At 71.0% G+C, this 25,014-nt stretch carries 20 protein-coding genes and 1 pseudogene; 7 read left to right on the top strand and 14 right to left on the bottom strand.

The window, feature by feature from the left end:
• The first annotated feature begins 76 nt into the window (after nt 1-76).
• Nucleotides 77-343: a DUF4190 domain-containing protein gene (locus ABZU46_RS06255; protein WP_354855381.1), complete on the top strand. Its 267-nt coding sequence runs from the start codon at nt 77-79 to the stop codon at nt 341-343.
• Nucleotides 344-406: 63 nt separating this feature from the next.
• Here ABZU46_RS06255 and sucD read toward each other — a convergent pair whose 3' ends face one another.
• The 3 genes from sucD to ABZU46_RS06240 all read right to left on the bottom strand — a co-directional run bounded on the left by sucD (nt 407) and on the right by ABZU46_RS06240 (nt 3,310).
• The gene (gene sucD, locus ABZU46_RS06250) at nt 407-1,294 is read right to left on the bottom strand and encodes a succinate--CoA ligase subunit alpha (protein WP_354855380.1); all 888 of its coding nucleotides are present in this window, start codon (nt 1,292-1,294) and stop codon (nt 407-409) included.
• A gap of 2 nt (nt 1,295-1,296) precedes the next feature.
• Nucleotides 1,297-2,475 (bottom strand): ADP-forming succinate--CoA ligase subunit beta, encoded by a 1,179-nt coding sequence (gene sucC, locus ABZU46_RS06245; RefSeq protein WP_354855379.1) that lies wholly within the window; start codon nt 2,473-2,475, stop codon nt 1,297-1,299.
• Nucleotides 2,476-2,905: 430 nt separating this feature from the next.
• The gene (locus ABZU46_RS06240) at nt 2,906-3,310 is read right to left on the bottom strand and encodes a cobalamin B12-binding domain-containing protein (RefSeq protein WP_354855378.1); all 405 of its coding nucleotides are present in this window, start codon (nt 3,308-3,310) and stop codon (nt 2,906-2,908) included.
• Nucleotides 3,311-3,749: 439 nt separating this feature from the next.
• Here ABZU46_RS06240 and ABZU46_RS06235 point away from each other — a divergent pair, with 439 nt between their 5' ends.
• Together ABZU46_RS06235 and ABZU46_RS06230 are read left to right on the top strand one after the other, a co-directional pair.
• A complete protein-coding gene (locus tag ABZU46_RS06235) occupies nt 3,750-4,457 on the top strand; it encodes a M23 family metallopeptidase (protein WP_234590189.1) in 708 nt (235 codons plus the stop codon).
• A 273-nt stretch (nt 4,458-4,730) separates the two neighbouring features.
• On the top strand, nt 4,731-5,498 hold the full coding sequence (locus ABZU46_RS06230) for a M23 family metallopeptidase (RefSeq protein ID WP_354855377.1): 768 nt from the start codon (nt 4,731-4,733) through the stop codon (nt 5,496-5,498).
• A gap of 99 nt (nt 5,499-5,597) precedes the next feature.
• On the opposite strand, the gene pcrA is transcribed toward ABZU46_RS06230, so the two are convergent.
• A complete protein-coding gene (pcrA, locus tag ABZU46_RS06225; protein ID WP_354855376.1) occupies nt 5,598-8,003 on the bottom strand; it encodes a DNA helicase PcrA in 2,406 nt (801 codons plus the stop codon).
• 314 nt (nt 8,004-8,317) lie between these two features.
• Here pcrA and ABZU46_RS06220 point away from each other — a divergent pair, with 314 nt between their 5' ends.
• Nucleotides 8,318-8,707, top strand: a complete 390-nt coding sequence (locus ABZU46_RS06220) for a chorismate mutase (protein ID WP_354855375.1) — start codon at nt 8,318-8,320, stop codon at nt 8,705-8,707.
• Between the two features lie 133 nt (nt 8,708-8,840).
• Here ABZU46_RS06220 and ABZU46_RS06215 read toward each other — a convergent pair whose 3' ends face one another.
• The 8 genes from ABZU46_RS06215 to ABZU46_RS06180 form a co-directional block, all read right to left on the bottom strand.
• Nucleotides 8,841-9,854 carry a dipeptide ABC transporter ATP-binding protein gene (locus tag ABZU46_RS06215; RefSeq protein WP_354855374.1) on the bottom strand — a complete coding sequence of 338 codons (1,014 nt, stop codon included), beginning with the start codon at nt 9,852-9,854 and terminating at the stop codon, nt 8,841-8,843.
• Nucleotides 9,847-10,875, bottom strand: coding sequence for an ABC transporter ATP-binding protein (locus tag ABZU46_RS06210; RefSeq protein ID WP_354855394.1), 1,029 nt, complete (start codon nt 10,873-10,875; stop codon nt 9,847-9,849). The genes ABZU46_RS06215 and ABZU46_RS06210 overlap by 8 nt, the downstream gene beginning before the upstream one ends.
• 25 nt (nt 10,876-10,900) lie before the next feature.
• On the bottom strand, nt 10,901-11,812 hold the full coding sequence (locus ABZU46_RS06205; protein WP_354855373.1) for an ABC transporter permease: 912 nt from the start codon (nt 11,810-11,812) through the stop codon (nt 10,901-10,903).
• A gap of 40 nt (nt 11,813-11,852) precedes the next feature.
• Nucleotides 11,853-12,779, bottom strand: a complete 927-nt coding sequence (locus tag ABZU46_RS06200) for an ABC transporter permease (RefSeq protein ID WP_354855372.1) — start codon at nt 12,777-12,779, stop codon at nt 11,853-11,855.
• Nucleotides 12,780-12,928: 149 nt separating this feature from the next.
• Entirely contained in the window at nt 12,929-14,569 is a 1,641-nt protein-coding gene (locus ABZU46_RS06195; protein WP_354855371.1) for an ABC transporter substrate-binding protein, read from the bottom strand.
• A 666-nt stretch (nt 14,570-15,235) separates the two neighbouring features.
• Nucleotides 15,236-16,399 carry a thioester domain-containing protein gene (locus ABZU46_RS06190; protein WP_354855370.1) on the bottom strand — a complete coding sequence of 388 codons (1,164 nt, stop codon included), beginning with the start codon at nt 16,397-16,399 and terminating at the stop codon, nt 15,236-15,238.
• Between the two features lie 189 nt (nt 16,400-16,588).
• Nucleotides 16,589-17,275, bottom strand: coding sequence for a response regulator transcription factor (locus ABZU46_RS06185; RefSeq protein ID WP_354855393.1), 687 nt, complete (start codon nt 17,273-17,275; stop codon nt 16,589-16,591).
• Between the two features lie 2 nt (nt 17,276-17,277).
• Nucleotides 17,278-18,543, bottom strand: a complete 1,266-nt coding sequence (locus ABZU46_RS06180) for a PspC domain-containing protein (RefSeq protein ID WP_354855369.1) — start codon at nt 18,541-18,543, stop codon at nt 17,278-17,280.
• A gap of 159 nt (nt 18,544-18,702) precedes the next feature.
• Here ABZU46_RS06180 and ABZU46_RS06175 point away from each other — a divergent pair, with 159 nt between their 5' ends.
• The 3 genes and pseudogenes from ABZU46_RS06175 to ABZU46_RS06165 all read left to right on the top strand — a co-directional run bounded on the left by ABZU46_RS06175 (nt 18,703) and on the right by ABZU46_RS06165 (nt 22,765).
• Complete coding sequence (locus ABZU46_RS06175; RefSeq protein WP_354855368.1) at nt 18,703-20,679, top strand: PspC domain-containing protein; 1,977 nt, start codon at nt 18,703-18,705, stop codon at nt 20,677-20,679.
• Nucleotides 20,676-20,861 (top strand): annotated as a pseudogene (locus tag ABZU46_RS06170) (hypothetical protein); the annotation flags it as partial. The gene ABZU46_RS06175 and the pseudogene ABZU46_RS06170, both read left to right, overlap by 4 nt.
• Nucleotides 20,862-21,511: 650 nt before the next feature.
• On the top strand, nt 21,512-22,765 hold the full coding sequence (locus tag ABZU46_RS06165; protein WP_354855367.1) for a phosphatidylserine decarboxylase: 1,254 nt from the start codon (nt 21,512-21,514) through the stop codon (nt 22,763-22,765).
• A gap of 57 nt (nt 22,766-22,822) precedes the next feature.
• On the opposite strand, the gene ABZU46_RS06160 is transcribed toward ABZU46_RS06165, so the two are convergent.
• Nucleotides 22,823-23,761 (bottom strand): CDP-alcohol phosphatidyltransferase family protein, encoded by a 939-nt coding sequence (locus ABZU46_RS06160; RefSeq protein WP_354855366.1) that lies wholly within the window; start codon nt 23,759-23,761, stop codon nt 22,823-22,825.
• Between the two features lie 347 nt (nt 23,762-24,108).
• The gene (locus ABZU46_RS06155) at nt 24,109-24,999 is read right to left on the bottom strand and encodes an NUDIX domain-containing protein (protein ID WP_354855365.1); all 891 of its coding nucleotides are present in this window, start codon (nt 24,997-24,999) and stop codon (nt 24,109-24,111) included.
• Between the last annotated feature and the right edge of the window lie 15 nt (nt 25,000-25,014).

Below are 25,014 nucleotides of genomic sequence, written 5' to 3'. Positions count from 1 at the left end.
GGCCGTCGTCGCCAACCGGGTCTCGTTCGCCGGTCGCGGCCCGGGGTCCGCCGCCCACGACCGCCCGGAGGTAGCCGTGACGACCGCATACCCGCCGCCCCCACCACCGCCGGCCCGGGGACGCGACCGCACCACACTCTGGGGCGTGCTGGGCATCGTCCTCGGCCTGATCTGTTGCGGCATCCTCGGCATCATCTTCGGCTACCTGTCACTGCGCGACGCGCGGCGCAACGGCCAGTCGCCGGTTCTCGGCTACCTCGCCATCGCGTTCGGCGTGATCAACATCATCGGCGGCGCGATCCTGCGCCTCACCGGCAACTACCCGTTCTGGAACAACGACTGATCCGGCGGTACGACGAAGGGGCCGACCAGTTCCGGTCGACCCCTTCGGTGTTGCCGTGCCGGCTCAGCTGCCGGACATGATCTCCCGCATCAGCTTCGCGGTCTCGGTCGGCGTCTTGCCGACCTTGACGCCGACGGCTTCGAGCGCCGCCTGCTTCGCCTCGGCGGTGCCGGCCGAGCCGGAGATGATCGCCCCGGCGTGACCCATGGTCTTGCCGGGGGGCGCGGTGAAGCCGGCGATGTAGCCGACCACCGGCTTGGTGACGTTGCCCTTGATGAACTCGGCGGCCCGCTCCTCGGCGTCGCCACCGATCTCACCGATCATCACGATGGCGTCGGTCTCCGGGTCGGCCTCGAACGCCTTGAGGGCGTCGATGTGCGTGGTGCCGATGATCGGGTCGCCACCGATGCCGACGCAGGTGGAGAAACCGATGTCGCGCAGCTCGTACATCATCTGGTAGGTCAGCGTGCCGCTCTTGCTGACCAGGCCGATCCGGCCGGAGCCGGTGATGTCGGCCGGGATGATGCCGGCGTTGGAGGCGCCCGGCGAGGCGATGCCGGGGCAGTTCGGCCCGATGATCCGGGTCCGCTCGCCCTGCGCGAGGTTGTACGCCCAGAACGCGGCGGTGTCGTGCACCGGCACGCCCTCGGTGATCACCACGGCCAGCGGGATCGCGGCGTCGATCGCCTCGACCACGGCGGCCTTGGTGAACTGCGGCGGCACGAAGATGACCGAGACGTCGGCCCCGGTCTCGGCCATGGCGTCCGCCACGGACGCGAAGACCGGCAGCTCGGTGCCGTCGAAGTCGACTTTCTGGCCCGCCTTGCGCGGGTTGACGCCGCCCACCACGTTGGTGCCGGCGGCGAGCATCCGCCGGGTGTGCTTGGAGCCCTCGGAGCCGGTCATCCCCTGAACGATGACCTTCGAGTCCTTGGTCAGCCAGATAGCCATGATCAGACCCCCGCAGCTGCCAGCTCGGCGGCCCGCTCGGCCGCGCCGTCCATGGTGTCCACCCGCTGTACCAGCGGGTTGTTCGCGCCGTCCAGGATCGCCCGGCCGGCCTCGGCGTTGTTGCCGTCGAGCCGGACGACGAGCGGCTTGGTGACCTTCTCGCCGCGCTGCTCCAGCAGGGCGAGCGCCTGGATGATGCCGTTGGCGACCTCGTCGCAGGCGGTGATGCCGCCGAAGACGTTGACGAAGACGCTCTTCACGGCCGGGTCGGAGAGCACGATCTCCAGCCCGTTCGCCATCACGGCGGCACTCGCGCCGCCGCCGATGTCGAGGAAGTTGGCCGGCTTGACGTTGCCGTGCCGCTCACCCGCGTACGCGACGACGTCGAGGGTCGACATGACCAGACCCGCGCCGTTGCCGATGATGCCGACCTCGCCGTCGAGCTTGACGTAGTTGAGGTCCTTGGCCTTGGCGGCCTGCTCCAGCGGGTCCACGGCGGCCTGGTCGACCAGGGCCTCGTGGTCCGGGTGCCGGAACGCGGCGTTCTCGTCCAGGGTGATCTTCGCGTCGAGCAGCAGCAGCCGCCCGTCGCCGTTCTTCGCGAGGGGGTTCACCTCGACCAGGGTGGCGTCCTCGGCAACGAACGCCTGCCACAGGCCGACGGCCACCTCGACGACCTGGTCGGCGACCTCGGCCGGGAAGCCGGCGGCGGTGACGATCTCCCGCGCCTTGGCCTCGTCGACGCCGGTGTTCGCGTCGATCGGCGCCTTCACCACGCGGTCGGGGGTCTCGGCGGCGACCTGCTCGATGTCCATACCGCCGGCCACGCTGGCGATGCAGAGGAAGGTGCGGTTCGCCCGGTCGAGCAGGTACGAGAAGTAGTACTCCTCGGCCACGTCCGCCGTCACCGTGATCATGACCTTGTGGACGGTGTGGCCCTTGATGTCCATGCCGAGGATGTCGGTGGCGCGGGCCACCGTCTCCTCGGCGCCTTCGGCCAGCTTGACGCCGCCGGCCTTACCTCGGCCGCCGACCTTCACCTGCGCCTTGACGACCACGCGACCGCCGAGGCGTTCGGCGATCGCACGGGCCTCTTCCGGGGTAGTGGCGACGCCGCCGGCCAGCACGGGCAAGCCGTGCCGCTCGAACAGGTCCCGCCCCTGGTACTCGTACAGGTCCACGATTGCGCGTCCCGTCCCGTCTCCGCGGCGCGCCGTCGCGCCGCCACCAGCGTTCAGAAAACAGTTTGACGCCTGTCATCAGTTGAAACAGGCCATTGGCGGCAGCCTAGCGAGGTGGGCACCGCCGGCAACCGAGCGGGTGCACGGTGTGCGGTAATGCACAACCCCCGTGCCGAGTGGAGCTGATTCCGGCCGCGCCGTGGGCGGCGTCAATCGTCCGGACGATGTTGCCGGGGGTCCGTAACCCGCCCGTCGGGGCGTCGTTGAGTCAGGTGTCGGCGCGCTGATCAGCGCAAAGACGGGATACGGCCGATGCCCTGTCGGTCGAGGGGTGGCGGCGGGGCATCGTGCATAGAGGGGCCGGACGTGTGAGGGGTGCGTCCGGCCCCTCCCCCGTGCCCAGATCCGGTCGCCTCAGCGGACCGGCGCCTCAGGCGACCGGCTGCGCGACGTTCTGCCGGACCCACTCGACGATCGCCTGCGTGGTGGCGCCCGGCGTGAAGATCTTCGCGACGCCCAGCTTCTCCAGCTCGGGGATGTCGCCGTTGGGAATGATGCCGCCACCGAACACGACGATGTCCCGGGCGTCACGCTCGGCCAGCAGATCCAGCACCCGACGGAAGAGCGTCATGTGCGCGCCGGAGAGTACGGAGAGACCGACGGCGTCGGCGTCCTCCTGGATGGCCGTCTCCACGATCTGCTCGGGCGTCTGGTGCAGGCCGGTGTAGACGACCTCCATCCCCGCGTCGCGCAGGGCGCGTGCGACGACCTTCGCGCCACGGTCGTGGCCGTCGAGACCTGGCTTCGCGACGACGACCCGAATACGAGAGCTCATCAGCGCACACCTTTCACCGGCTTCACGGCCTTCACCTGAACGAACGGTAACCCGCCCGGCCGGGGCCGGGAAATCCGGGCCGGAAACACGTACGACATTCCGCCGCGCCCAGGCACGGCCTCCGGCACTGTCGATCGAGGCCGTCTTACCCGGGCCCCGGCGTCAAGCCGGACGACTCCGCCGGATCGGTCACGCTCGGCGACGAACGGGTGGTTACGGGGGCACCGTTCGACGGCGCGATGCATGACAATCTCGGACGCAAACGGACAGATCGACACGCCAATTTGGCGCTCTGGCTTGTGAGTCGCCTGGTGGTTGGTTAACGTGTCCACGGTTGTCATCAGGTCCATGGACGGGTGACGACGCGGTCGGCAGACGTTCACCGGAGCTTCACGGACGTCCACCGGCCGCCTCGGAACCCCGACAACGGAGGGTGTGCGTGCGCCAGCGCCTGTCGTCTGAGCCCGATCGATATCGCGGTCGCCGCCGCGTACCCACCCCCCCACGTAGCCGTTACGCGGCCGTCGTCACCACCGCCTTCGTCGGCGCGGGCATCGTCGCGCTGGGCGCGTCGGCTCTGCCCGACGCCAAGGACGTCAGCCCGACCGTGCTCGACGAGCTCAAGCAGGCGTCGATCACCAGTCAGGACGTCGCGGCCCGTGCGGACAACGCCGAGCGCGCCTCCCGGGACAGCCGCACGAAGGAAGCGGCCGAGCCCGAGGTCTGGATGCTGCCGCTGCAGGGCTACGACTTCAACTCCCCGTACGGGATGCGGTGGGGCAAGCTGCACACCGGCGTCGACCTGGTCGTCCCCGAGGGCACGCCGTACGTGGCGGTCCACGACGGGCTGGTCACCAAGGCCGGCTGGTTCGGCGGCTACGGCTACGCGGTGATCGTCCAGCACGCCGACGGCAGCGAGGCCATCTACGGTCACTCCTCCGCGCTCAGCGTCAAGGAGGGCCAGCAGGTCAAGGCGGGCGACCAGCTTGGCCTGGTGGGCCAGACCGGCCACGCCTACGGCACCCACCTGCACCTTGAGCTTCATGTCAAGGGCGCGCCGATCGACCCCGTTCCGTACCTCCAGGAGCGCGGAGTGGACATCAAGCTGCAAGTCGAGGCAATCTACAGCGAGGTAGCGGGTTCCTGACGCTGCGTGCCGCCCGTTGACCGCCCGGATCTGTCGATCCGGGCGGTTTTTCCTGCCCGGCCTGCGGCTGATGTCTGCTGGATCACAGCATGGACTGTGACCGACCGCACGCCACGGCATGATCACTTTTCCGGACGGAGTGCTTCAGATCGGCGCATACCAGGTCAGCCGGCCTGCCGCCCCCGGTTCGGACGCCCGGTCCCGGACGGTCGTCCAGCTCGGCCCGACACCAGTATTTCGAGGTCAAGTGCCCCTCGACTGTGAAGGTCCGCCGTGCAGGAAGACAGCCCCGTCCAGAACGAGAACACCCCCGACACCACCGTCGAGCAGCCGCGACGTGCCCGCCGGCGGAACCGCCTGATCGTGGCCGGCGCGGCCGCGCTGGTCGCCCTCGGCCTGGGTGGGGTCGCCGTCGCCACCTCCGGCCCCGACCGGACGGCGCCCACCGCCGTCTCGCTCGACGCCCAGTCGCGCGCCGAGGCCGCCAGCCGGGCCGACCGCTCGACCCGCGAGTCGAGCGCGCCGGCGTCGGCGTCGGCCAGCCCGACCGTGAGCCCGTCGACGGCCAGCGCCAGCCCGACACCGACGAAGACGGCCACCGCCAAGCCGAAGCCGAAGCCGAAGAAGACCACCAGGCCGACGGCCGCCTGGGTCGACCCGATGCCGGGCGCCGCGGTCACCTCCTGCTACGGCCAGCGCTGGGGCACCCTGCACGCCGGGATCGACCTGGCGCTGCCCTCGGGCACCCCCATCCGCGCCGCGGCCGCCGGCACGGTCACCCAGGCCGGTGACGCCGCGGACGGGTACGGCAACTCCGTCTTCATCGACCACGGCAACGGCTACCTGACCCACTACGCCCACCAGAGCCGCATCGCGGTCACCGTCGGGCAGGCGGTCAAGGCCGGCCAGGTGATCGGCTACGAGGGCGCCACCGGCGATGCCACCGGCCCGCACCTGCACTTCGAGGTGCACCAGGGCATGTGGAACCAGATCGACCCCGCCCCGTTCATGCGGGCGCGCGGCGTCGATCTGGGCTGCTGAGCCTGGCCCGCACAGAATCCTGAAAGGGTGGCCTCCGCGCTGGCGGAGGCCACTCTTTCCATGTTCTAGCGCGACCTCGCGAAGGTGCCGTTTCGGGCGTCAGAGCTTGTCGACCGGGGCGTGTCGCAGCACCAGCCACATGGTCTGGTCGCCGAAGTCGATCTGCGCGCGGGCGCCCGGGCCGTGCCCCTCCACGGCGAGCACGCGCCCCAGCCCGTAGCGCTGGTGGTTGACCCGGTCGCCGGCGGCCACCTTCGGCCCCTGCGGCAACTCGCTGGCCGTGGTGAGGCGGCTGCCGTCCACGCCGAGCCGCTGGGCAAGCTGCGCCGCCTTCGGGGTGCCGCCGGTGAAGGTGCCCCGACCGCCGGGCGCACGGTCGGCACGACCGCCGACGCCGCCGCCCCCGCCGGCCCACGAGGTGTACGACCCCTCGGTGCGCTCCCAGCGCACCAGCTCCGGCGGCAGCTCCTCCAGGAACCGCGACGGCGGGTTGTAGGACGGCTGCCCCCAGGCCGAGCGGGTCACCGCCCGGGAGAGGTAGAGCCGCTGTCGGGCACGGGTGATGCCCACGTACGCCAGTCGGCGCTCCTCCTCCAGCTCGCGGGTGTCGCCCAGCGAGCGCAGGTGCGGGAAGACGCCGTCCTCCAGCCCGGTCAGGAAGACCACCGGGAACTCCAGGCCCTTGGCGGTGTGCAACGTCATGAGGGTGACGACGCCCTGGTGGTCGGGGTCGTCGGAGGGGATCTGGTCGGCGTCGGCCACCAGCGCGACCTGCTCCAGGAAGCCCGCCAGGGTGGCGCGCTCCCCGTCGGCGCCGGTCGCCTCGATCCGCTCGGTGTACTCCCGGGCGACGCTGACCAGTTCCTGGAGGTTGTCCACCCGGCCCGCGTCCTGCGGGTCCAGGCTCTCCTCCAGCTCGGTGAGGTAACCCGAGCGGGTCAGCAGGGCCTCCAGCACCTCCTCCGGGGTGCCGGTCTCGGCCAGCTCCCGCGCGCCGTCGAGCAGCGCCACGAAGTCGGCGATGCCGTTGGCCGCCCGGGTGGAGATGCCGGGCGCCTCCCGGGCCCGGCGCAGCGCCGCGCCGAAGGAAATCCGATCACGGCTGGACAGCGCCTCGACGCACGCCTCCGCGCGGTCGCCGATCCCCCGGCGGGGGGTGTTCAGCACCCGCCGCAGGCTCACCGTGTCGTCGTCGTTGACCACCGAGCGCAGGTACGCCAGCGCGTCGCGGACCTCCTTGCGCTCGTAGAAGCGCACCCCGCCGACCACCTTGTACGGCAGGCCGGCGCGGATGAACACCTCCTCGAAGACGCGGGACTGGGCGTTGGTGCGGTAGAAGACCGCGACGTCACCGGGGCGTGTCTCGTCGGCGTCGACCAGCCGGTCGATCTCCCGGCCCACCCAGTCCGCCTCGGCGTGCTCGGTGTCGGCCACATAGCCGACGATCCGCTCGCCGTCACCGGCCTCGCTCCACAGCCGCTTCGGCTTGCGGGAGGTGTTCCGGTCGATCACCGCGTTGGCCGCGTTCAGGATGGTCTGGGTGGAGCGGTAGTTCTGCTCCAGCAGGATCGTCCGCGCGTCGGTGAAGTCCCGCTCGAACTCCAGGATGTTGCGGATCGTCGCGCCCCGGAACGCGTAGATCGACTGGTCGGCGTCACCGACCACGCACAGCTCGGCCGGCTCCAGCCCGTCGGTGCCGGAGACCAGCTCCTTGATCAGGACGTACTGGGCGTGGTTGGTGTCCTGGTACTCGTCCACCAGCACGTGCCGGAACCGCCGCCGATAGCTCTCCGCGACGTGCGGGTGGGACTGGAGCAGGTGCACCGTCGTCATGATCAGGTCGTCGAAGTCCAGCGCGTGCGCCTCGCGCAGCCGGCGCTGGTACAGCGTGTACGCCTCGGCGAGCGCCCGCTCGTTGGGCCCGCTGGCCCGCGCGGCGAACTGCTCCGGGTCGACCAGCTCGTTCTTGAGGTTGGAGACCTGGGCGGCCAGACCACGCGCCGGGTAGCGCTTCGGGTCGAGATCCAGCTCGCGGGTGACCAGCTGCATCAGTCGGCGGGAGTCGTCCGCGTCGTAGATCGAGAACGTCGATTTGAGGCCGGCGTGCTCGTGTTCGGCGCGCAGGATGCGGACGCACGCCGAGTGGAACGTCGACACCCACATCAGTCGGGCCCGTGGGCCGACCAGCGCGGCGACCCGCTCCTTCATCTCGCCGGCCGCCTTGTTGGTGAAGGTGATGGCGATGATCTCACCGGGATGCACGTCCCGTGCGGCGAGCAGGTAGGCGATCCGGTGGGTGAGCACCCGGGTCTTGCCCGACCCCGCGCCGGCCACGATCAGCAACGGGGAACCGGCGTGGCTGACGGCGTCGCGCTGCGGCCCGTTCAGCCCGGCGAGCAGCTGCTGCGGATCGAGGCGGACGGAGGCCGACCCGGGCCGGTGCGGACGGGCCGGCGCGGACTCCGGCGCGGGCGGGGACGCGGGAATGTCGAAGAGAGGATGCATCGCGCACCAAGTCTATGCCGCCAGCCGGACACTTCCCGACCGCGCCGTCCGCCGGGCCGGGTCGCCGTGCCTGCGCCTGGAGCACACGGCCGGGCCGCCCTTTTTGCGCCGGAATCCTTGCGCGGCGGCCACCGGCGTGGGCATACTCGACGGCGTGATCGCTGCGCGCTACTACTTTTACTACGGCACCGGGAGTCCGGCTGCCGTAGGTCGCGCCTGATCGACAGACCTGCGAAAAGCCCCGGGCTCCTGGAGTCCGGGGCTTTTTCGTCCCGGGTTCCGGGCACCGGGCACCACAGCGCGAGAGGTACCCGATGATGACAGACGTGGTGGAGCAGAACGGTGGCCCGGCCGGACCGGAGGCCGGACAGCCGTCGGCGAGCGGGAGCGTGCCGGAGGTGGTGCCTTCGGTGCGGACCGGCGACCCGTCCGAGGCACGGACCGGCACCGTGGAGCCGACCGCCGCTGCGCGGATCGTGCAGATCAGAGAACGGATCGACGAGATCGACCACGCGTTGATCGCGCTCTGGCAGGAGCGGGCCGCGCTGTCACAGGAGGTCGGGGCGACCCGGATGGCCTCCGGTGGAACCCGCCTGGTGCTCTCCCGCGAACGGGACATCCTGGAGCGCTTCCGGCTCGCGCTCGGCGCCGACGGCACCCAACTGGCGCTGCTGCTGCTGCGCGCGGGCCGCGGGCCGCTCTGAGGCGCCTCGGTGGGCCGCCGGTGCGGTCGTCACCGACCGGCGGTGCGGGAGCGTGGCGAACCGCTCAGAGGGCTCCGGACAGACGAAACCGCCTGCCGTCGTCGTGGTGACGTCGGCAGGCGGTTCCGGTGACTCACACCTCGTGGGTGGCGACGATCTCGCGCCGCTCCGCGAAGTGGCAGGCGCTCGGGTGGTCCGAGTCGCGCCGGATCTCCAGCAGCGGGACCTGCTCGGCGCAGACCTCCTGCGCCTTCCAGCAGCGGGTCCGGAACCGGCAGCCCGAGGGCGGGCTGATCGGCGACGGCACGTCACCCGTGAGCCGGATGATCGTCTTGTTGTTCCGCTGGGTCGGGTCCGGCACCGGCACCGCCGAGAGCAGCGCCTGGGTGTACGGGTGGGTCGGCCGCTCGTAGATCTCGTCCTCGGTGCCGATCTCAACGATCTTGCCGAGGTACATCACCGCCACCCGGTCCGACAGGTGGCGGACCACCGACAGGTCGTGGGCGATGAAGATGTACGACAGCCCCAGCTCGGTCTGCAGCTTCTCCAGCAGGTTCATCACCTGGGCCTGGATGGAGACGTCAAGCGCCGAGACCGGCTCGTCGCAGACGATCACCTCGGGCCGCAGCGCGAGCGCGCGGGCGATGCCGATGCGCTGACGCTGACCGCCGGAGAACTGGTGCGGGTACCGGTTGATGTGCTCCGGGTTGAGCCCGACCAGGTCGAGCAGCTCGCGGACCTTGGCCCGACGGCTGCCCCGGGGCGCCACCTCCGGGTGGATCTCGAACGGCTCCCCGATCAGGTCACCGACAGTCATCCGCGGGTTCAGCGAGGTGTACGGGTCCTGCATGACCAGCTGGATCTGCCGACGCAGCCGACGCAGCGCCCCACCGGAGAGCTTGGAGATGTCCTGGCCCTTGTAGACCACGCTGCCGGCGGTCGGCTTCTCCAGGTTCATCAGAACCCGGGCGAGGGTCGACTTGCCGCAGCCGGACTCGCCGACGACACCGAGCGTCTCGCCGGCCCGCAGACCGAACGAGACCCCGTCGACGGCCTTGACCTGACCGACGGTCTTCTTGAACACCACACCCTGAGTGACGGGGTAGTGCTTGACCAGGTCACGGACCTCGAGGATGTTCTCAGACACGGTTCACCAGCTCCTCGGCGAAGTGGCAGGCGCTGGCCCGGGCGGGGCCCACCTGGAGCAGCGGGGGGACCTTCTCCCGGCACACCGGCTGCGCCATCGGGCAGCGCGGGTTGAACGGGCAGCCCGGCGGGATGTTCATCAGGTTCGGCGGGAGGCCCTTGATCGTCCGGAGCTGCTGCCCCTTCTCGTCCAGACGCGGGATCGAGTCGATCAGACCCAGCGTGTACGGGTGCGCCGGCTTGGCGTACAGGTCGTACACGTCGGCTTCCTCGACGATCCGGCCCGCGTACATGACGGCGATCCGATCGGCGACGTCGGCGACCACGCCGAGGTCGTGGGTGATCAGGATCATGCCCATCTGCCGCTCACGCTGGAGCTCCGCGAGCAGGTCCATGATCTGGGCCTGCACGGTCACGTCGAGCGCGGTGGTCGGCTCGTCCGCGATCAGCACCTCGGGGTCGAGCGCCAGCGACATCGCGATCATCGCGCGCTGCCGCATACCGCCGGAGAACTGGTGCGGATAGTTGTTGAACCGGCCCTTGGCGTTCGGGATCTTGACCTGGTCGAGCATCTCGATCGCGCGCTTCTTGGCCTCCGCGCGACCCAGACCCCGCCGAACCCGGAACTGTTCGGCGATCTGGAACCCGACGGTGAAGACCGGGTTCAGGGCGGAGAGCGCGTCCTGGAAGATCATCGCGATGCCCTCACCGCGGATGCGGCGGCGCTCCTCGGCGGACATGCGGAGCATGTCCTTTCCGTGGAAGCGGACCCGCCCACCGGTGACGAAGCCGGGGGGCGTGTCGAGGATGCCCATGATCGTCTGCGCCGTGACGCTCTTACCGGAGCCGGACTCGCCGAGCACGGCGAGGGTCTCCCCCGCGTCGACGTGGTACGTGACCCCGTTGATGACCTTTGCGACGCCGTCCCGGGTACGGAACTCCACCCGCAGGTCGTCGACCTCGAGCAGCCGGCCGGAGGGGCGCCCGGACCCGCCGGATCCCGGCGCGGACTGCTCAGACACGAGAATGTCGGACACTGGATCTCCCCTAGCGGAGTTTCGGATCGAGAGCCTCGCGGACCGCTTCACCGAGCATCACGAAGCTCAGCACCGCGGCGACGAGGAATGCGGCGGGGAAGAACACGAGCCCCGGCGCGACCCGGATGAAATCCTTACCCTCGCTGATCATGATGCCCCAGGACACCACCGGCGACTTCAGGCCGACACCCAGGAACGACAGGGTTGCCTCGGCGCCGATGAACGAGCCGACCATGATCGTGCCGTAGACCAGCAGTGGGGCCAGGCAGTTCGGCAGCAGGTGCTTGAGGATGATCCGGCCGCTGCCGGCACCCAGCGCACGCGCCGCCACGATGTAGTCGGCCTCCTTGGTGGAGAGCACCGAGGAACGCATCAACCGCATCACGACCGGCCAGCTCAGCACGATCAGCGAGATGATCACCAGGCCCATGATCTCGGCCTTGCTGTTGCTGCTGCCCGAACCGTTGAACGTGGTCAGGATGACGATCGCGCCGAGCACGAACGGCACTCCGAAGAACACGTCCGCGACCCGGCTGAGAATCGTGTCGACCCAGCCACCGAGGTATCCGGAGATGATGCCCATGGCACCACCGATCAGCAGGGTGCCGACCACGGAGAGCACGGCGACCACGATGGAGGCACGCGCGCCGTAGATGACCCGGGCGTAGACGTCCCGGCCCTGCAGGTCGTACCCGAACCACGCGTTGCCGGACGCCTTGTTGAGGCTGCGCGACAGCGATCCGTTGACCGCGTCGCCCGGGGCGAACAGCGACGGGAAGGCCGCCATCAACAGGAAGATGACGATGATCGTCGTCGAGATCCAGAACAGCGGCTTACGGCGCAGGTCCCGCCAGGCGTCACCGAGCAGACCACGCGGCTTCTCGTTGCCCTGCGGCCCGGAGGTGGCCGGGGTGTCCGTCACCTGTGCGGGAGGGGTGCTGACAATCGATGCGGTGCTTGGGTCACTCATAACGGATCCTCGGGTCCAGGGCGGCGTAGAGCAGGTCGACCAACAGGTTCATCAGCAGATAGACGACCACCAGTACGACCACGATGCCAACCACGGTAGCGCTTTCCTTGGTGACGATCGCGCGGTAGACCTCGCGGCCGATTCCGTTGATGCCGAAGATGCCCTCGGTGACGATCGCGCCGCCCATCAGGGCGCCGAGGTCGGTGCCGAGCAGGGTGACGACCGGAATGAGCGAGTTGCGCAGCAGGTGCACACCCACGACCCGGCGCATCGGCAGGCCCTTGGCGATGGCGGTGCGCACGTAGTCGGCACGGCGGTTCTCCGCGATGCTCGTTCGGGCCACCCGGGCGATGTACGCCACCGACGCGCTACCGAGCACGAAGCCCGGCACGATCAGCTCGGAGAATCGCATCTCGGACGAGACGGTCGGCTTGACGATGCCCCACTGCACACCCAGCAGCCACTGCAGCACGAAGCCGACGACGAACACCGGCAGCGCGAGCAGGAAGAGGGTCGAGACGAGGACCAGGTTGTCCAGGAAGCCGTTGCGGCGCAGACCGGTCAGGATGCCGGCGCCGAGGCCGATCACGGCCTCGATGGCGAGCGCGACCAGGGCCAGCTTGAGCGTGTTCGGGTACGCCGTGGCGATGATGCCGCCGATGTCGCGCTGCGAGAACGTCTGGCCGAAGTCGCCCTGGAGCAGGTTCTTCATGTAGTTGCCGTACTGCACGAAGACGTTCTGGTCCAGGTGGTACTTCTCGGTCATGTACGCGACGTACTGGTCCGGGCAGCGGCGCTCGCCGCACTTGCCGGCGAACGGGTCGCCCGGGACGGACCAGACGAGCCAGTAGATCAGGAAGGTCGAGCCGATGAAGACCGGCACGAGTTGGAGCAGCCGTCTCAACAGATAACGGCCCATGGGGTGGTCCTCCAGACAGGGGGCGCGTCGGACGGCCGACACGGTGGTGACAACGTGGCGAGTGGAGTGCTGTGGCACCCACTCGCGGAACGGCCCCGGGTCGGGCTCACCGGATGTGGCGAGCCCGACCCGGGGTCAGACCGTTCGGATCAGAGCTCGACCGAGGTGATGTCGAGTTCGCCGACGTTGTTCAGCTCGAGCTTCTTGATCTTCTCCGAGTGGCCGGACTGCTGGCCGTAGAAGTAGACCGGGATGCTCGGGACGTCCTGGTCGACAACCTCGACGGCCTTGGCGAACGCCTCGTGCGAGGCCTCCAGGCTCGGCGCGGCGCTGGCCTGCTTGGCCAGGGTGTCGACCTCGGGGTTGCTGTACAGGCCGTCGTTGGACGAGCCACCCTTGACGTAGAGCGGGTTGACCCAGTTCTCCACGTCCGGGTAGTCCTGCTGCCAGGCGGCACGGTACGGGCCGGTCATCTTGTGGGCGTTGATGTTCTGGCGGAACACCGCGAAGGTCGGGATGCCCTCGGCCCGCGCGTCGATGCCGAGGTTGGTCTTGACCTGCTGCGCAACCGCGTCCATCCAGTCCTTGTGGCTGGAGTCCGAGTTGTAGTAGAAGACCATCTCACCGGTGAAGCCGCCGGCCTCGGTCAGCAGCTGCTTGGCCGTGGTCGGGTCGAACTTGCAGGCGGTGCAGTTACCCGGCTTGGCGCCCGGGGTCAGCGGGTTCGCCCAGCTGTCGGCCGGCTTGCGGGTACCGAAGAAGATCTTGTCCGAGATCTCCTGCCGGTTGATCGACAGCGACACCGCGCGACGCAGCTTCGGGTTCTGGAAGCGCTTGTCGTAGATCGGGAACGCGATGAACGCGGTCGACGGCGTGACGGTGTTCAGGCCGCGGTCGCCGAGGTCGGTCTTCCACTTGTCGCCGGCGAGCGCCGAGGTGGGGACAACCTCCATGAAGTCAAGGTTGTTGGCCAGCAGATCGGCGTAGGCCGCCGTCTCGTCCTGGTACAGCTTGACGTCGACGTCCTTGATCTTCATCTTGTCGCGCAGGCTGTAGTCGTCGAAACGAGTCAGCTTGATGAGGACGTTGTCCTGCCACGACACGAACTTCACCGGGCCGTTGCCGATCGGCTTCTTGCCGAACTCCTCGGGCTTCATGGTGAAGAACACGTCCGGCAGCGGCATGAACGCGCTGTAGCCGAGCTTGGTCGGGAAGACCGCGGTCGGGGCGGCGAGGGTGACCTCGAAGGTCTGCTCGTCGATGACCTTCAGGCCGGAGAGCTTGTCGGCCGTCGGGGTCGGGGCCTTCTGCGGGCCGTCCGGGCCGTCCGGGTCCTCGGTGTAGGTCTTGTCGAAGCCCGCGATGTCCGAGAAGAAGGAGCCGTTCTGCGCGCCGTTCGGCGAGTACGCCGCCCAGTTCCAGGCGTCGACGAAGTTCTTCGCCTTCACCTCGGTACCGTCGTGGAACTTGGTACCCTTCTTGATCTTGATCGTGAAGACCTTGGAGTCCTTGGTGTCGATGGACTCGGCCAGCGCGTTGCGCGGGGCCCCACCGTCGTTGGGGTACTCGACCAGGCCGGTCCACAGCCAGTCGATGACCTTGCCACCGCCGGTCTCCGTGGTGTTCGACGGAACCAGCGGGTTCTCCGGCTGGACGCCGTGGATGACGATCGCGCCATCCTTGCTGGCGGCGGCGTCGCCGTCGCCGTCACCGCTCGAGCAACCGCTCGCGACAAGCGCGGCAGCCGCGCTGAGCGCGATCGCGCTCGTCGCCCGCTTCGAGACTCTCATTCCGAGGGGCCTCCTCTTTCTAACCTGGTTCCGTCGTGGGTTTCACGCACGTTTTGGGGGTGACACCGCCCGACCACCCCGGGGCGGGGGTCGCCGGGACCACAGGGAAGTTGGGGACACCCCTGATGTTCCGATCCGCCGGGCTCCCTCACCCGACGAGGCGCGACTCTGCGCAGGCGGCACAGCCACGAACCCGCCGGGAAAACAGCGGAGGCCGTGGTCGTGGGCCGTGCGGAGTGCCACACACCGAGGGTGAGGTGCTGCCACTGTGACACCCACTGGCCGCTTTCGTGAAGGTGCCGTTATCAAGCCGTTAGTTGTCCGCCACGTTGCCGATACTTGAAAAATGATCACAAAACGGTCAGTCCAGGTGTCTCCGACCTGGAAGTACCTGACCTGCTGGGACGCTCGCGCCCCGCTCAGGCTCGGCTTATGTGAGCTTTTTCGCTTGACGACCACGCGGTCCGACGTCTAACGCGGGCTCGACTTTCTTTACCCGTCCGGACGAGGTCGACGTCGGCTGCACGGGCACCATGGCCGGCTGGGTGGACGAGGGTGCCGCGGACGGTTTTCTGATCACCGAAGAGCGACCGCGGCGGCTGCGACGACACCGGCCCCGGCGCCGCCTGGAGGCGGGGCCGGGGCCGGTGGTGTGGCGGGGATGGATCAGGCGGTGAAGCGGACCTTGCGACGACGCACCAGGAGGACGGCCACCGCACCCGCGGCGAGCAGCAGCAGACCGGCGGTCGCCGCCGCCGCGATCGGCGAACCGGTCAGCGGCAGGCCGCCACCGTTGCTCGCCGGCGAGGTGGACGGCGCCGGGCTGGCCGGCTGCGCCGAGTCCGACGGCGTGGCCGACGGGGTGGTCGGCGAGGCCGACGCGCTCGGGGTCGCCGTCGGGGTGGTCGGCGGCGTCGTGGGGACGGCGGTGAAGGTGGCCGCCGCCTGGGTGGTGACGGTGGCGCCGGTGCTGCCGCCGAGGATCAGCTTCTGCGCCTTCTTGGCGCCGGTGAACAGGAACACCCGGCCGAAGGAGACCGAGTCCTGCGCGGTCAGGGTCACGTTGACCGCGCCAGCGGCCTCAGCGGCCAGCCAGAACTGCCCGCCGTTGGTGGTCGTGGTGACCGGCTTGCCCTCGGCGTCGACGGCGGTGCCGCCGGTGGCCGCCACGGTGATGGCGCCCGCCGGGCCCTTCACCGTGAACGGACCGGCCTTGCCGCCGACCGTCGCGGTGGCGCTGGCCGGGTCGACGGACAGCTCGGCACGCGGCTCCGGCTGGTCGGTGGCGTTCTTGATGAGGTAGTCACGGACCTTCGTGATCACCTCGTACTGGTTGCGGGCCTGCAGGTCCTTCTCCCAGGCGCCCAGCTCGATGCCGTCGCTGAAGTGCCAGACGGCGGTCTGGGTGCCGAAGTAGAGCAGCGTCTCCAGCTGCTTCTTACCGACCTTCGTCTCCACGCCGGCGGCGGCGAGAAGCGCGGTGGAGTCGGCGTTCGGGTAGCCGTGGGTGAGCACCCACTGGACCTTGCCGAGGTTCCGCACCTCGGACTCGTCCCAGCTGCCCTCCTCGTACTTGCCGTCGAGCTTCACGCTGGTGTGGTAGTCGATGCAGAACGCCGGCACCAGCTTGCCGTCGATCTTCAGAGCGAGCGCAGACGTGGTGCGCGTCTTGCCGTCGAGCTTCAGGGTGACCTCGGTGCCATCGACCACCTTGGCCACACCGGTGGCCGGAGCAGCGGCTGCGGCACCCGCCACGCCGAGCGCCAGCGCGCCGCCGGCGACGGCCGCCAACGCGACCCGCGCCCAGTGTCGTCCTCGTTGTCCCAACATCAAGATTGGTACCTCTCCCCCAGGGGTGACCCGCTACCGCGGGCACGCGTAAGCCGCCGCCTCCGCGGGATGCCAACACCCACGCGCGGAAACGGGACCGGGGCAGTATGGGACGACGGGTGATCGTTTGTCAGCCCCGCCCGGCGGCATCCGTGGCATCTGCCCGAAATGCCGGGGCGGAGGAATAGATCACACGAGCCGGCGGTCCGCCGCCCAGCGGGACAGTTCGTAGCGGTTGGACATCTGGAGCTTGCGCAGCACGTTCGACACGTGCGTCTCCACCGTCTTGATGGAGATGAACAGCTCCTTGGCGATCTCCTTGTACGCGTACCCCCGGGCGAGCAGGCGCAGCACCTCCCGCTCCCGGTTGGTGAGCTGGTCCAACTCGGGGTCGGCCACCGGGGCGTCCGGCCGGGCCGCGAAGGCGTCCAGCACGAACCCGGCGAGCCGGGGGCTGAACACCGCGTCACCGTCGGCGACCCGACGGATCGCCGCGGTCAGCTCGTCCGGGGAGATGGTCTTGGTGACATACCCCCGGGCGCCGGCCCGGATCAACCCGATCACGTCCTCCGCCGCGTCGGAGACGCTCAGCGCCAGGAACTTGACCTGCGGATGGCTGCGCCGCATCGCCTCCAGCACGGCGCGGCCACCGCCGTCGGGCATGTGTACGTCGAGCAGCACCACGTCCGGGACGGTGGCGGCGATCCGGGTGACCGCCTCGGCCACCGTGCTCGCCTCACCCACCACCTCGACATGGGCGCCCAGCTCGGCACGCACCCCGGCACGGAACATCGCGTGGTCGTCGACCAGGAAAACCCGCAGGCGTTCCGGGCGGCTGGTCGCCGGGTCGAGGTGCTCCATCGGCTGCTCGGCCATGGTCATTTGTTCCTCTCCGCTGCGGACGAGTCCCGGGAGATCGGCAGGATCAACCGGACCTCGGTCCCCTCCCCCGGGCCGGACCGGATCTCGGCCCGTCCGCCGTGCCGCTTCATCCGTCCGATGATCGAACCGCGTACGCCGTGCCGGTGGTCCTCCACCGTATCCGGATCGAAGCCCTTGCCCCGGTCCCGGACGAAGACGCTGACCTGATCGGGCTCCACCTCGGCGTAGAGCGACACGGTCTGCACGCCGGCGTGCCGGGCCGCGTTCACCAGCGCCTCCCGCGCGGCGGCGACCAGCGCGCCGACCTTCTCGTCAGTCTCCCGGTCGCCCACCACCACGGTCTCCACCGTGATCGCGAAGGTGTCCTCGACCTCGGCGGCGGCCTGCTCCAGGGCGGCCGCGAAGCGCTCGCTCGGTGACGCCGTGGGCTTGTAGAGCCAGTTGCGCAGCGAACGCTCCTGCCCCCGGGCCAACCGCTGCACCGTCTTGACGTCGCTGGCGTTGCGCTGGATCAGCGCCAGCGTGTGCAGCACCTGGTCGTGCACCATCGCGGCCAGCTCGGCCCGCTCCTGCTCGCGGATGCGCCCCTCGCGCTCCGCGCGGAGCTGGCTGTACGTCCGCCAGAGCACCGGCGCGGTGACCACCCCGACCCCGGCCAACCCGACCAGCGCGAAGATCACCCCGTTGATCACCGCGTCGAAGTTCTGTGCCGGCGAGTAGACCGCCGCGACACCGATGATGCCGACCGCGACCAGCACCCCGCCGCCGATGAACCGGAGGACGAAGGCCCGCCGGTCGCTCTCCTCCACGACCGCCCCGAGCCACGGGACCGGCATCGTGTCGCCCCAGCGCCGTCGCCGCTCGGGCGCCGACTGGTGCCAGATGACCCCGGCGCCGACCGCGATGATGGCCACCAGCCAACCGGCGGTGCCCGCCGCGCCGACCGAGTCGAAGACCATCACCTGGATCAGCAGGACACCGAGCCCGATCCCGACGAACGGCAGGAGCTGGGCCACGTCGCGCCGGGGCGGCACCGCGGTGTCACCGGGGCGCAGCGGCACCACCGCCCAGAAGGCCGCGTAGAGCAGCAGTCCGAGCCCGCTCAGCCCGAGCAGCACCATGAACGCCACCCGCACGCGCAGCACCGAGATGCCGAGATGGTCGGCGATACCGGCGGCGACGCCAGCGGCCATCCGATGCTCGGGGGCGCGGTACAGGCGCGGAGGCGGGGTCACGGTGCTGATCGCAGGCTCCCTGGTCACGGTGGTGGGCTGTCCGGAGGTCGGTGAGTCCGATCGTCACACGCTGCGGCGTCCGCCGACCACGGGGACGCCCCCGACATTCCGGCCGCCCGGATCTCAGGGTGGGGTCAGGGTCGGGTCCTGAGGCCGTTCGGGCGACGCGGGCAGCAGGATCGAGGCATGACCGAGGAAGCTGCCCCGCCGCCCCGCCCCGGGTCGGCACAGCCGGGCGGTTCAGCACCGCCCGCACCAGCCGGGACGCCCGCCGGCTGGACCGAGCCCACCACGTTCGGCCCGCCCGCCGACACCGGCCCGACCGCCGAACCGACACCGGGCGCGTACGAGCCTCCGAGCGCGAGACACAACCCCGGCGCCGGCTACACGCCCGGCACGGGCCAGGGACCCGCCGCGGGCTACGCGCCCGGCGCCGGCTTCGCGCCGGGCGCAGGCTACGGGCCCGCCGGTACGCCCGGCGCGGGCTACGGGCCCGGTGGCGGTACGACCGGTGCGGGCTACGGGCCCGGCGGGGGCGCGGGTACGCCTGGAGGGCCCGGTGGGCCGGGGCCGTCCGTGGGGCCGCTGGGCGGCACCGGCTTCACCTCGCGGTACGGGCTGGTCCGACCGCGCGACGGCCGTTACCTGGCCGGGGTCTGCGCGGCGATCGGACGAGCCACCAACACCGATCCGGTGCTCTGGCGGGTGCTGCTCGCGGTGCTCGGGTTCTTCGGCGGCATCGGCATCCTGGTGTACGTCGCCGCCTGGCTGATCATCCCGAACGAGGGCGACACGGCATCCCCGGTGGAGTCGATGCTGGGGCGCGGCCGTTCCAGCATGTCCCCGGTGACCGTGATCGTGCTGGGCATCCTGGTGGCGGCCAGCTTCGGCTACATCGTCACCGACGCCTTCCGCGCGGTGCTGCTCGGCGCGGCCATCCTGATCGGCGGCGCGTTGCTGCTCAACCGGGACAGTCGTGGACCACAGCCCGGCGCCCCGGGTGGACCGGTGCCGCCCAACCCGACCGGTACGCCACCCGGGCCGGTCCCGCCGGTCGCCTGGCCCGCTCCGACGTACGGCGCGGCGCCGTCCACCGGGCCGCTGGCGACCGCGCCGTTGGCCGGTGGCGCTCCGGCGTACGCCGCCGCGGCGCCGGGTGAGACGCCGAGCGCACCCGCGCCCGTCCACGGCACCCAGCCGGCCACCGCCACGCAGCCGTTCGTCGGCGCGCAGCCGGTGTCCGGGGCGGCGCTGTCGTCCGGGGCGGGGCCGGTGTCCGGGCAGCCGGCCGGCGCCACGACCGGGCCGCAGGAGGCCACCTGGCCGGCACCCGAGCAGGGCTGGCCGGGCAACGGCACGGCCACCGAGGTCACCCCCACCGCTGGCTGGCCGTCGGCGCCGGTGACCGCAGTGCCCGCCGGTCCGTCCGGTTACCCGGCCGCGGCGACGCCGGGCGGGTACCGCCCACCGTTCGCGCCACACGGCCCGTACGCCGCGCCGGCCCCGGCCGCGTATCCGCCGCCCAAACCACCGAAGCCGCCGAAGCGGCCCCGGGAGCGTTCACCGCTCGGCGCGGTGACCTTCTCGCTGATCTTCCTGGCCCTCGGCGTGGTCGCCCTGCTCGACCTGCTGGACGTCTTCGCCGTCGGCGCCTCGGCGTACTTCGCGGCCGCGTTGGCCACGATCGGGCTGGGGCTGCTGGTCGGCACCTGGTTCGGGCGGGCCCGCTGGCTGATCGCGCTCGGCCTGGTGACCGCCGCGGCTCTGGGAACCGCCACGGTCGCCGAGTCCTACGACCGCATCCGTGGCGTGGACGGCGCGGTCACCTGGGCGCCCACCGACTACCGCGACCTCGCCAACCGGTACGAGAACAGCTTCGGTGACGCCGTGCTCGACCTGCGGGGCATCGACTTCACGAAGCAGGACAGCGAGGTGACCGTCGCGATCAACTTCGGGCAGGCGACGGTTGTCGTACCGCCGAACGTGGACGTGACCACCGTGGCCGACGTCAACGCCGGCGACGCCACCATCTTCGGCAACCGTTCCGGCGGGATCGACGGCCGCCTGCGGGAGTCCACCGACCTGGGCGCGGACGGTCCCGGCGGCGGGAAGCTGCGCCTGTACATCCACGTCAATGCCGGCAACCTGGAGGTGACCCGGTGAAGGCTCACCGTACGGACCTGCTCTCGTTCGCCTTCGGGCTGGTGTTCCTGGCGTTGTCGGCCTGGTGGCTGCTCGCCCAACTGCTCGGGCTCGCGCTGCCGCCGGTCGGCTGGTTCCTGGCCGGCGCGCTGATCCTGATCGGGATCTTCGGTCTGGTCGGCGCGTTGCGCTCCGGCCGCTCCGGCCGCCCGGAGCCGAACGACGTCGCCGACCCGGCCACCATCGCGGCCCAGCAGCCCGGCACGCCGACCTCGGCGTCCGGGCCGGTCACGGGCGCCGCCGAGCCCGGCGTGCCGACCTCCGGGGTGCCCGCCCCGACCTCCGGCGCGGGCCTTCCGGCCTGGACCGCCGAACACTCCACCTGGGACGCTCCCCTGCCGGGACCGGCGCCAGAGGCACCCACCGTGGCCCTGCGGGCACCGGAGGCGCCGACCGCCGAGATGCGTCTGCCGGAGGCGTCGACCGCCGAGATCCGGGCACCGGAGGCGTCGGCGGACGCCATCCACCCCGCCTGGCTGGCCCACGGCGCGTCGGAGTCGTCGGCGGCGCCGGTCTCCGACCGGCCCGGCGACGGGGCCGACGAGCAGCCCCGGCCCGACCACCCGAGCACGGCGACCGGCGACGATCCGGCGGACGAGCGGGAGGGCCGACGGCGGGAATCCTGACCCGGCCACCTGCCCGCGGCGGCCCGCACCACCTCCACGGCGGTGCGGCCGGCGCGGGCAGGCGCATATGCTGACCGGTGGAGATCTCGCCTCCGCCGGCCGGCCCGTCCCCGCCATGGCGGCCCCGCCGCGATTCCCGTCTCTACCCCGTCAGGAGCCCGCCCGACATGACGCAGTCCCCCGCCGTGCGTACCACCGGCCGGTCCGGTCCGGTCCGCATCGGCGAGCGAGCCGCCCGTACCCTCGTCACCGAGCTGGCCCGGATGAACGACCCGAAGGCCGCCCTGCTGGTCGGCGCGAGCCCGGAGTCCGCGGTGCTGGCCGCGGCCATCGAGGCGTTGCTCCCCGGTGACCAGCTCACCGTGGTGCCCGCCGACTCGTCCGGCGCCCCCGTGCTCCGCGAGCACGTCACCGCCCAGGGCCGGTGGGTCGCCGACCGCGTACGCGTGGTCGACTCGCTCGCCGACGCCGAGGCCGCCGCCGTGGTCATCGCCGGCGAGGCGTTCATCGGCACCGCCGAGGAGACCCGGAGCGGCATCGACGGGTTGTCCAAGTACCTGACCGAGGGCGGGGTGCTGAGCGTGGCGACCACCGCGACGCCGGGCCGGACGACCGGCGCGGCCAGCGAGCTGGCCCGGCAGGACGCCCTCTACGGCGTCGGCGGGGACCTGGTGCTGCGGAACACACCGCCGGTACGGGTCTACCGGCTCCGGTTCACCCCGGCCAGCCCGGCCACGGCCGACCGGTTGGCCCCGGCGTACCGGCCGTCGAGCGTGCCGCTGACCCGGGGAATGCACATCGACTCCAACGGGGTGGCCGCGGCGGGCATCACACTGGGTCTGGCGGCGCTGGCCCGGGTGGCGCGTCCGTCGTCCAAGTTGTGGCTGCTGCCGGCGCTGGCCGCCGGGCCGGTCGCCGCGTTCTTCCGCGATCCCCAGCGGGACGTCCCGGAGGACCCGAACGCCGTGGTGGCCAGCGCGGACGGCAAGGTCCTGTCGGTGCAGCGCCTGCACGACGAGCGTTTCGGCGACGGTGAGTGGCTGCGCGTCGCGGTCTTCCTCTCCGTGCTGGACGTGCACGTCAACCGGGCTCCGGTCGCCGGCAAGGTCGTGGACTACTTCGTCGCCGACGGCGGCTTCGTCAACGCGATGAAGCCGGACGCCGAGCACAACGTCGCCGCGTACACCGTCCTGGACACCAGCCGTGGCACGGTGGTGGTCGCGCAGCGGACCGGCCTGATCGCCCGTCGCATCGTGCAGCGCGCGCCGATCGGCGCGCTGCTGGCGAAGGGGGAGCGCTTCGGGCTCATCCGGTTCGGCTCGCGGACCGACGTCTACCTGCCGGCCGAGGCCGCTGACCCGCTGGTGGGGCCGGGCGACAAGGTGGTCGGCGGCTCCACAGTCATCGCCCGCTGGCGCTGACGCCAAGACGCGAAAAAGGGGCGCCGCTGTCCGCGGCGCCCCTTTTCGTGTGTCGGATCAGGCGGTACGACGCTGGCGCAGCCAGAGCACCGGCCCGCTGACCAGGTAGCCCACCACGATCAGGGCGAACGTGAGCCGGATGTCGACGAGCGCGCCGAGCACCGGGGCCAGCCAGAGCCACGGCGGCAGCTTCACCAGGCGCGCGAGCTTGGCGTACGGGAAGCTGGACACCATCGCGAAGGCGAGCAGTGCCACCCCGGCGACCAGCACCAGGCCGGGCACCGGCAGGCCGATCGCCACGGTCACGGCGAGCACGGCCGCGGCCATGGTGGTGGGGACACCGCAGAAGAAGCGGCCGTCCTTCGGCGAGACGTTGAAGCGGGCCAGCCGGATCGCCGCACACGCCGCGACCAGGGCGCAGGCCACCGCGGCCGCAGCCGTCGACACGGAGCCGGCGAGCGAGGCGTAGACCACCACCGGCGCGGCGAGGCCGAACGAGCACATGTCGGCCAGCGAGTCCATCTGAGCGCCGAACGGGCTGGCGACGCCGAGCCGGCGCGCCAACGCGCCGTCGAGGCCGTCGAAGCCGACGCAGGCGATCAGGCAGAGGGCGGCGATGCGCACCTCGCCCTGCATGGCGAGGAAGATGGCCAGCATGCCGAGCATGAGGCTGGCCAGGGTGCAGGCGTTGACCAGGCCGAACTTCATCCGGCGGGCGACGGTGCGCTCGCCGGGCAGCAGTGGGATCGACCGGGACGACGCCTCGTCGGCGTGCGCCATCGGCGGCAGCGCCGGGCTGACCGGCATGACCGCCTCGACCTCGGCGCGATTGACGCCGAGCGACGGACGGCCGAGCCGGTCCAGGCCGTAACGGCGGCGCTGGCGGTCGGCGTACCGGTGCTCGGGCAGTGTCACGTCGGTGGTCCGCAGGTCGCCGTCACGGCGACCCGCCCGGACCAGCAGCACCTGGCGGGCGAACGTGCTGCTGCGGCGCAACGGGCCCGCCCAGCGACGCCCTGCGGGGCGCGGACTGTCAGTCGTACGACGCCGGCGCCATGGGGCTCTCGGCACGTTTCCTCCATCACCGGATCGGCTTGCCGCCGTTTGGGGCGGATGTCCGGCTGTCTCGTGCCGGACCTTGCGTGGCCCGGCAGCCGTTTTGCGGAGTACACCATCGCATAGGGGAACGTGGCTTGGCGATAGCTGCCGGCGGTACTTATATCTGGTGCAAACCGCGCGAACCGCCTTGTTATTCCCATCCCGGGCCTCATCGCCCGTTTCCTCCACCATTCCCGTCTCTGACTGTACCGGAGGGTCACCATCTCGGCTCGCCGAGCCGGGTGCTATCGACCCAGCTGTCCGATTGCCGAGGCAGCGATGCCGGTCAGCAGCAGGTCAGCGGTCTCGGCGATGGTGAACCAGCCCGCCCGGGCGGTCGAGCCACCGGCGGACTCGGTCACCACCGCGTCAGTGGGTACGTCCACGAGCACCCGATAGATCACCCGAACGCCGTGCCAGTCCAGCGGACGGCCCTCCGGGCCGAGCGCGGCCGGGTTGTGCAGGTTGTCCACGCCGAGCAGCTCCACGACCCGGCCCACCTGACCGCCCTCCTCGACCAGCTCACGGAGCAGCCCGGTGGTCGGCTGCTCACCGTGATCGGTGCCACCGCCGGGCAGGTGCCACTTGCCGGCCCCGGGATAGCCGTCGGCGATCTGGGTGAGCAGGACCCGCCCGGCCGGGTCGGTGACCAGCCCGTACGCCCCGAAGCGCAGCCGGCGATCCGGGTGCGGCGGCGGGAGCGGCTCGGCGGACGGGTGCGCGTCGGCCGGGAGCGGGGTGACCGGCAGTCCGAGCAGTTCGGCGCTGAACGGCGTCAACGGCAGCCGGGCCGCGTCCTCTGGGCTGACCCAGCGGGCCTCGATCGTGCCGTCTCCGGTGTCGCCCGGCGCATCGCCGTCAACGGTCATCTCGAACAGCAACCGGTCGGTGTGCAGCGAGACGCCGTCCTGCGCGAGGGTGCTGACGTCAGCGACCACGGCCCGCAACCGGCCCACCGACACGGTCAGCCCGGTCTGCTCGCCCACCGCGCGCACGGCCGCACGCTCAGGATGCTCGGCGTGCGCGACCGGCCCCCCAGGCAGCGACCACACCGCCCCCACAGCCCCCCGAACAACCAGAACTCGCCCCGAGGCCGACAACAGACCATAAGCCGCAACCCGCCGCACCAGCTCCACAACCAGGCCCCCGCT

It is taken from the genome of Micromonospora sp. NPDC005197 (assembly GCF_040608295.1).
GTDB lineage: Bacteria > Actinomycetota > Actinomycetes > Mycobacteriales > Micromonosporaceae > Micromonospora.
Note: the sequence above shows the minus strand (reverse complement) of the source record. Positions and strands in the feature narration are given on the sequence as shown.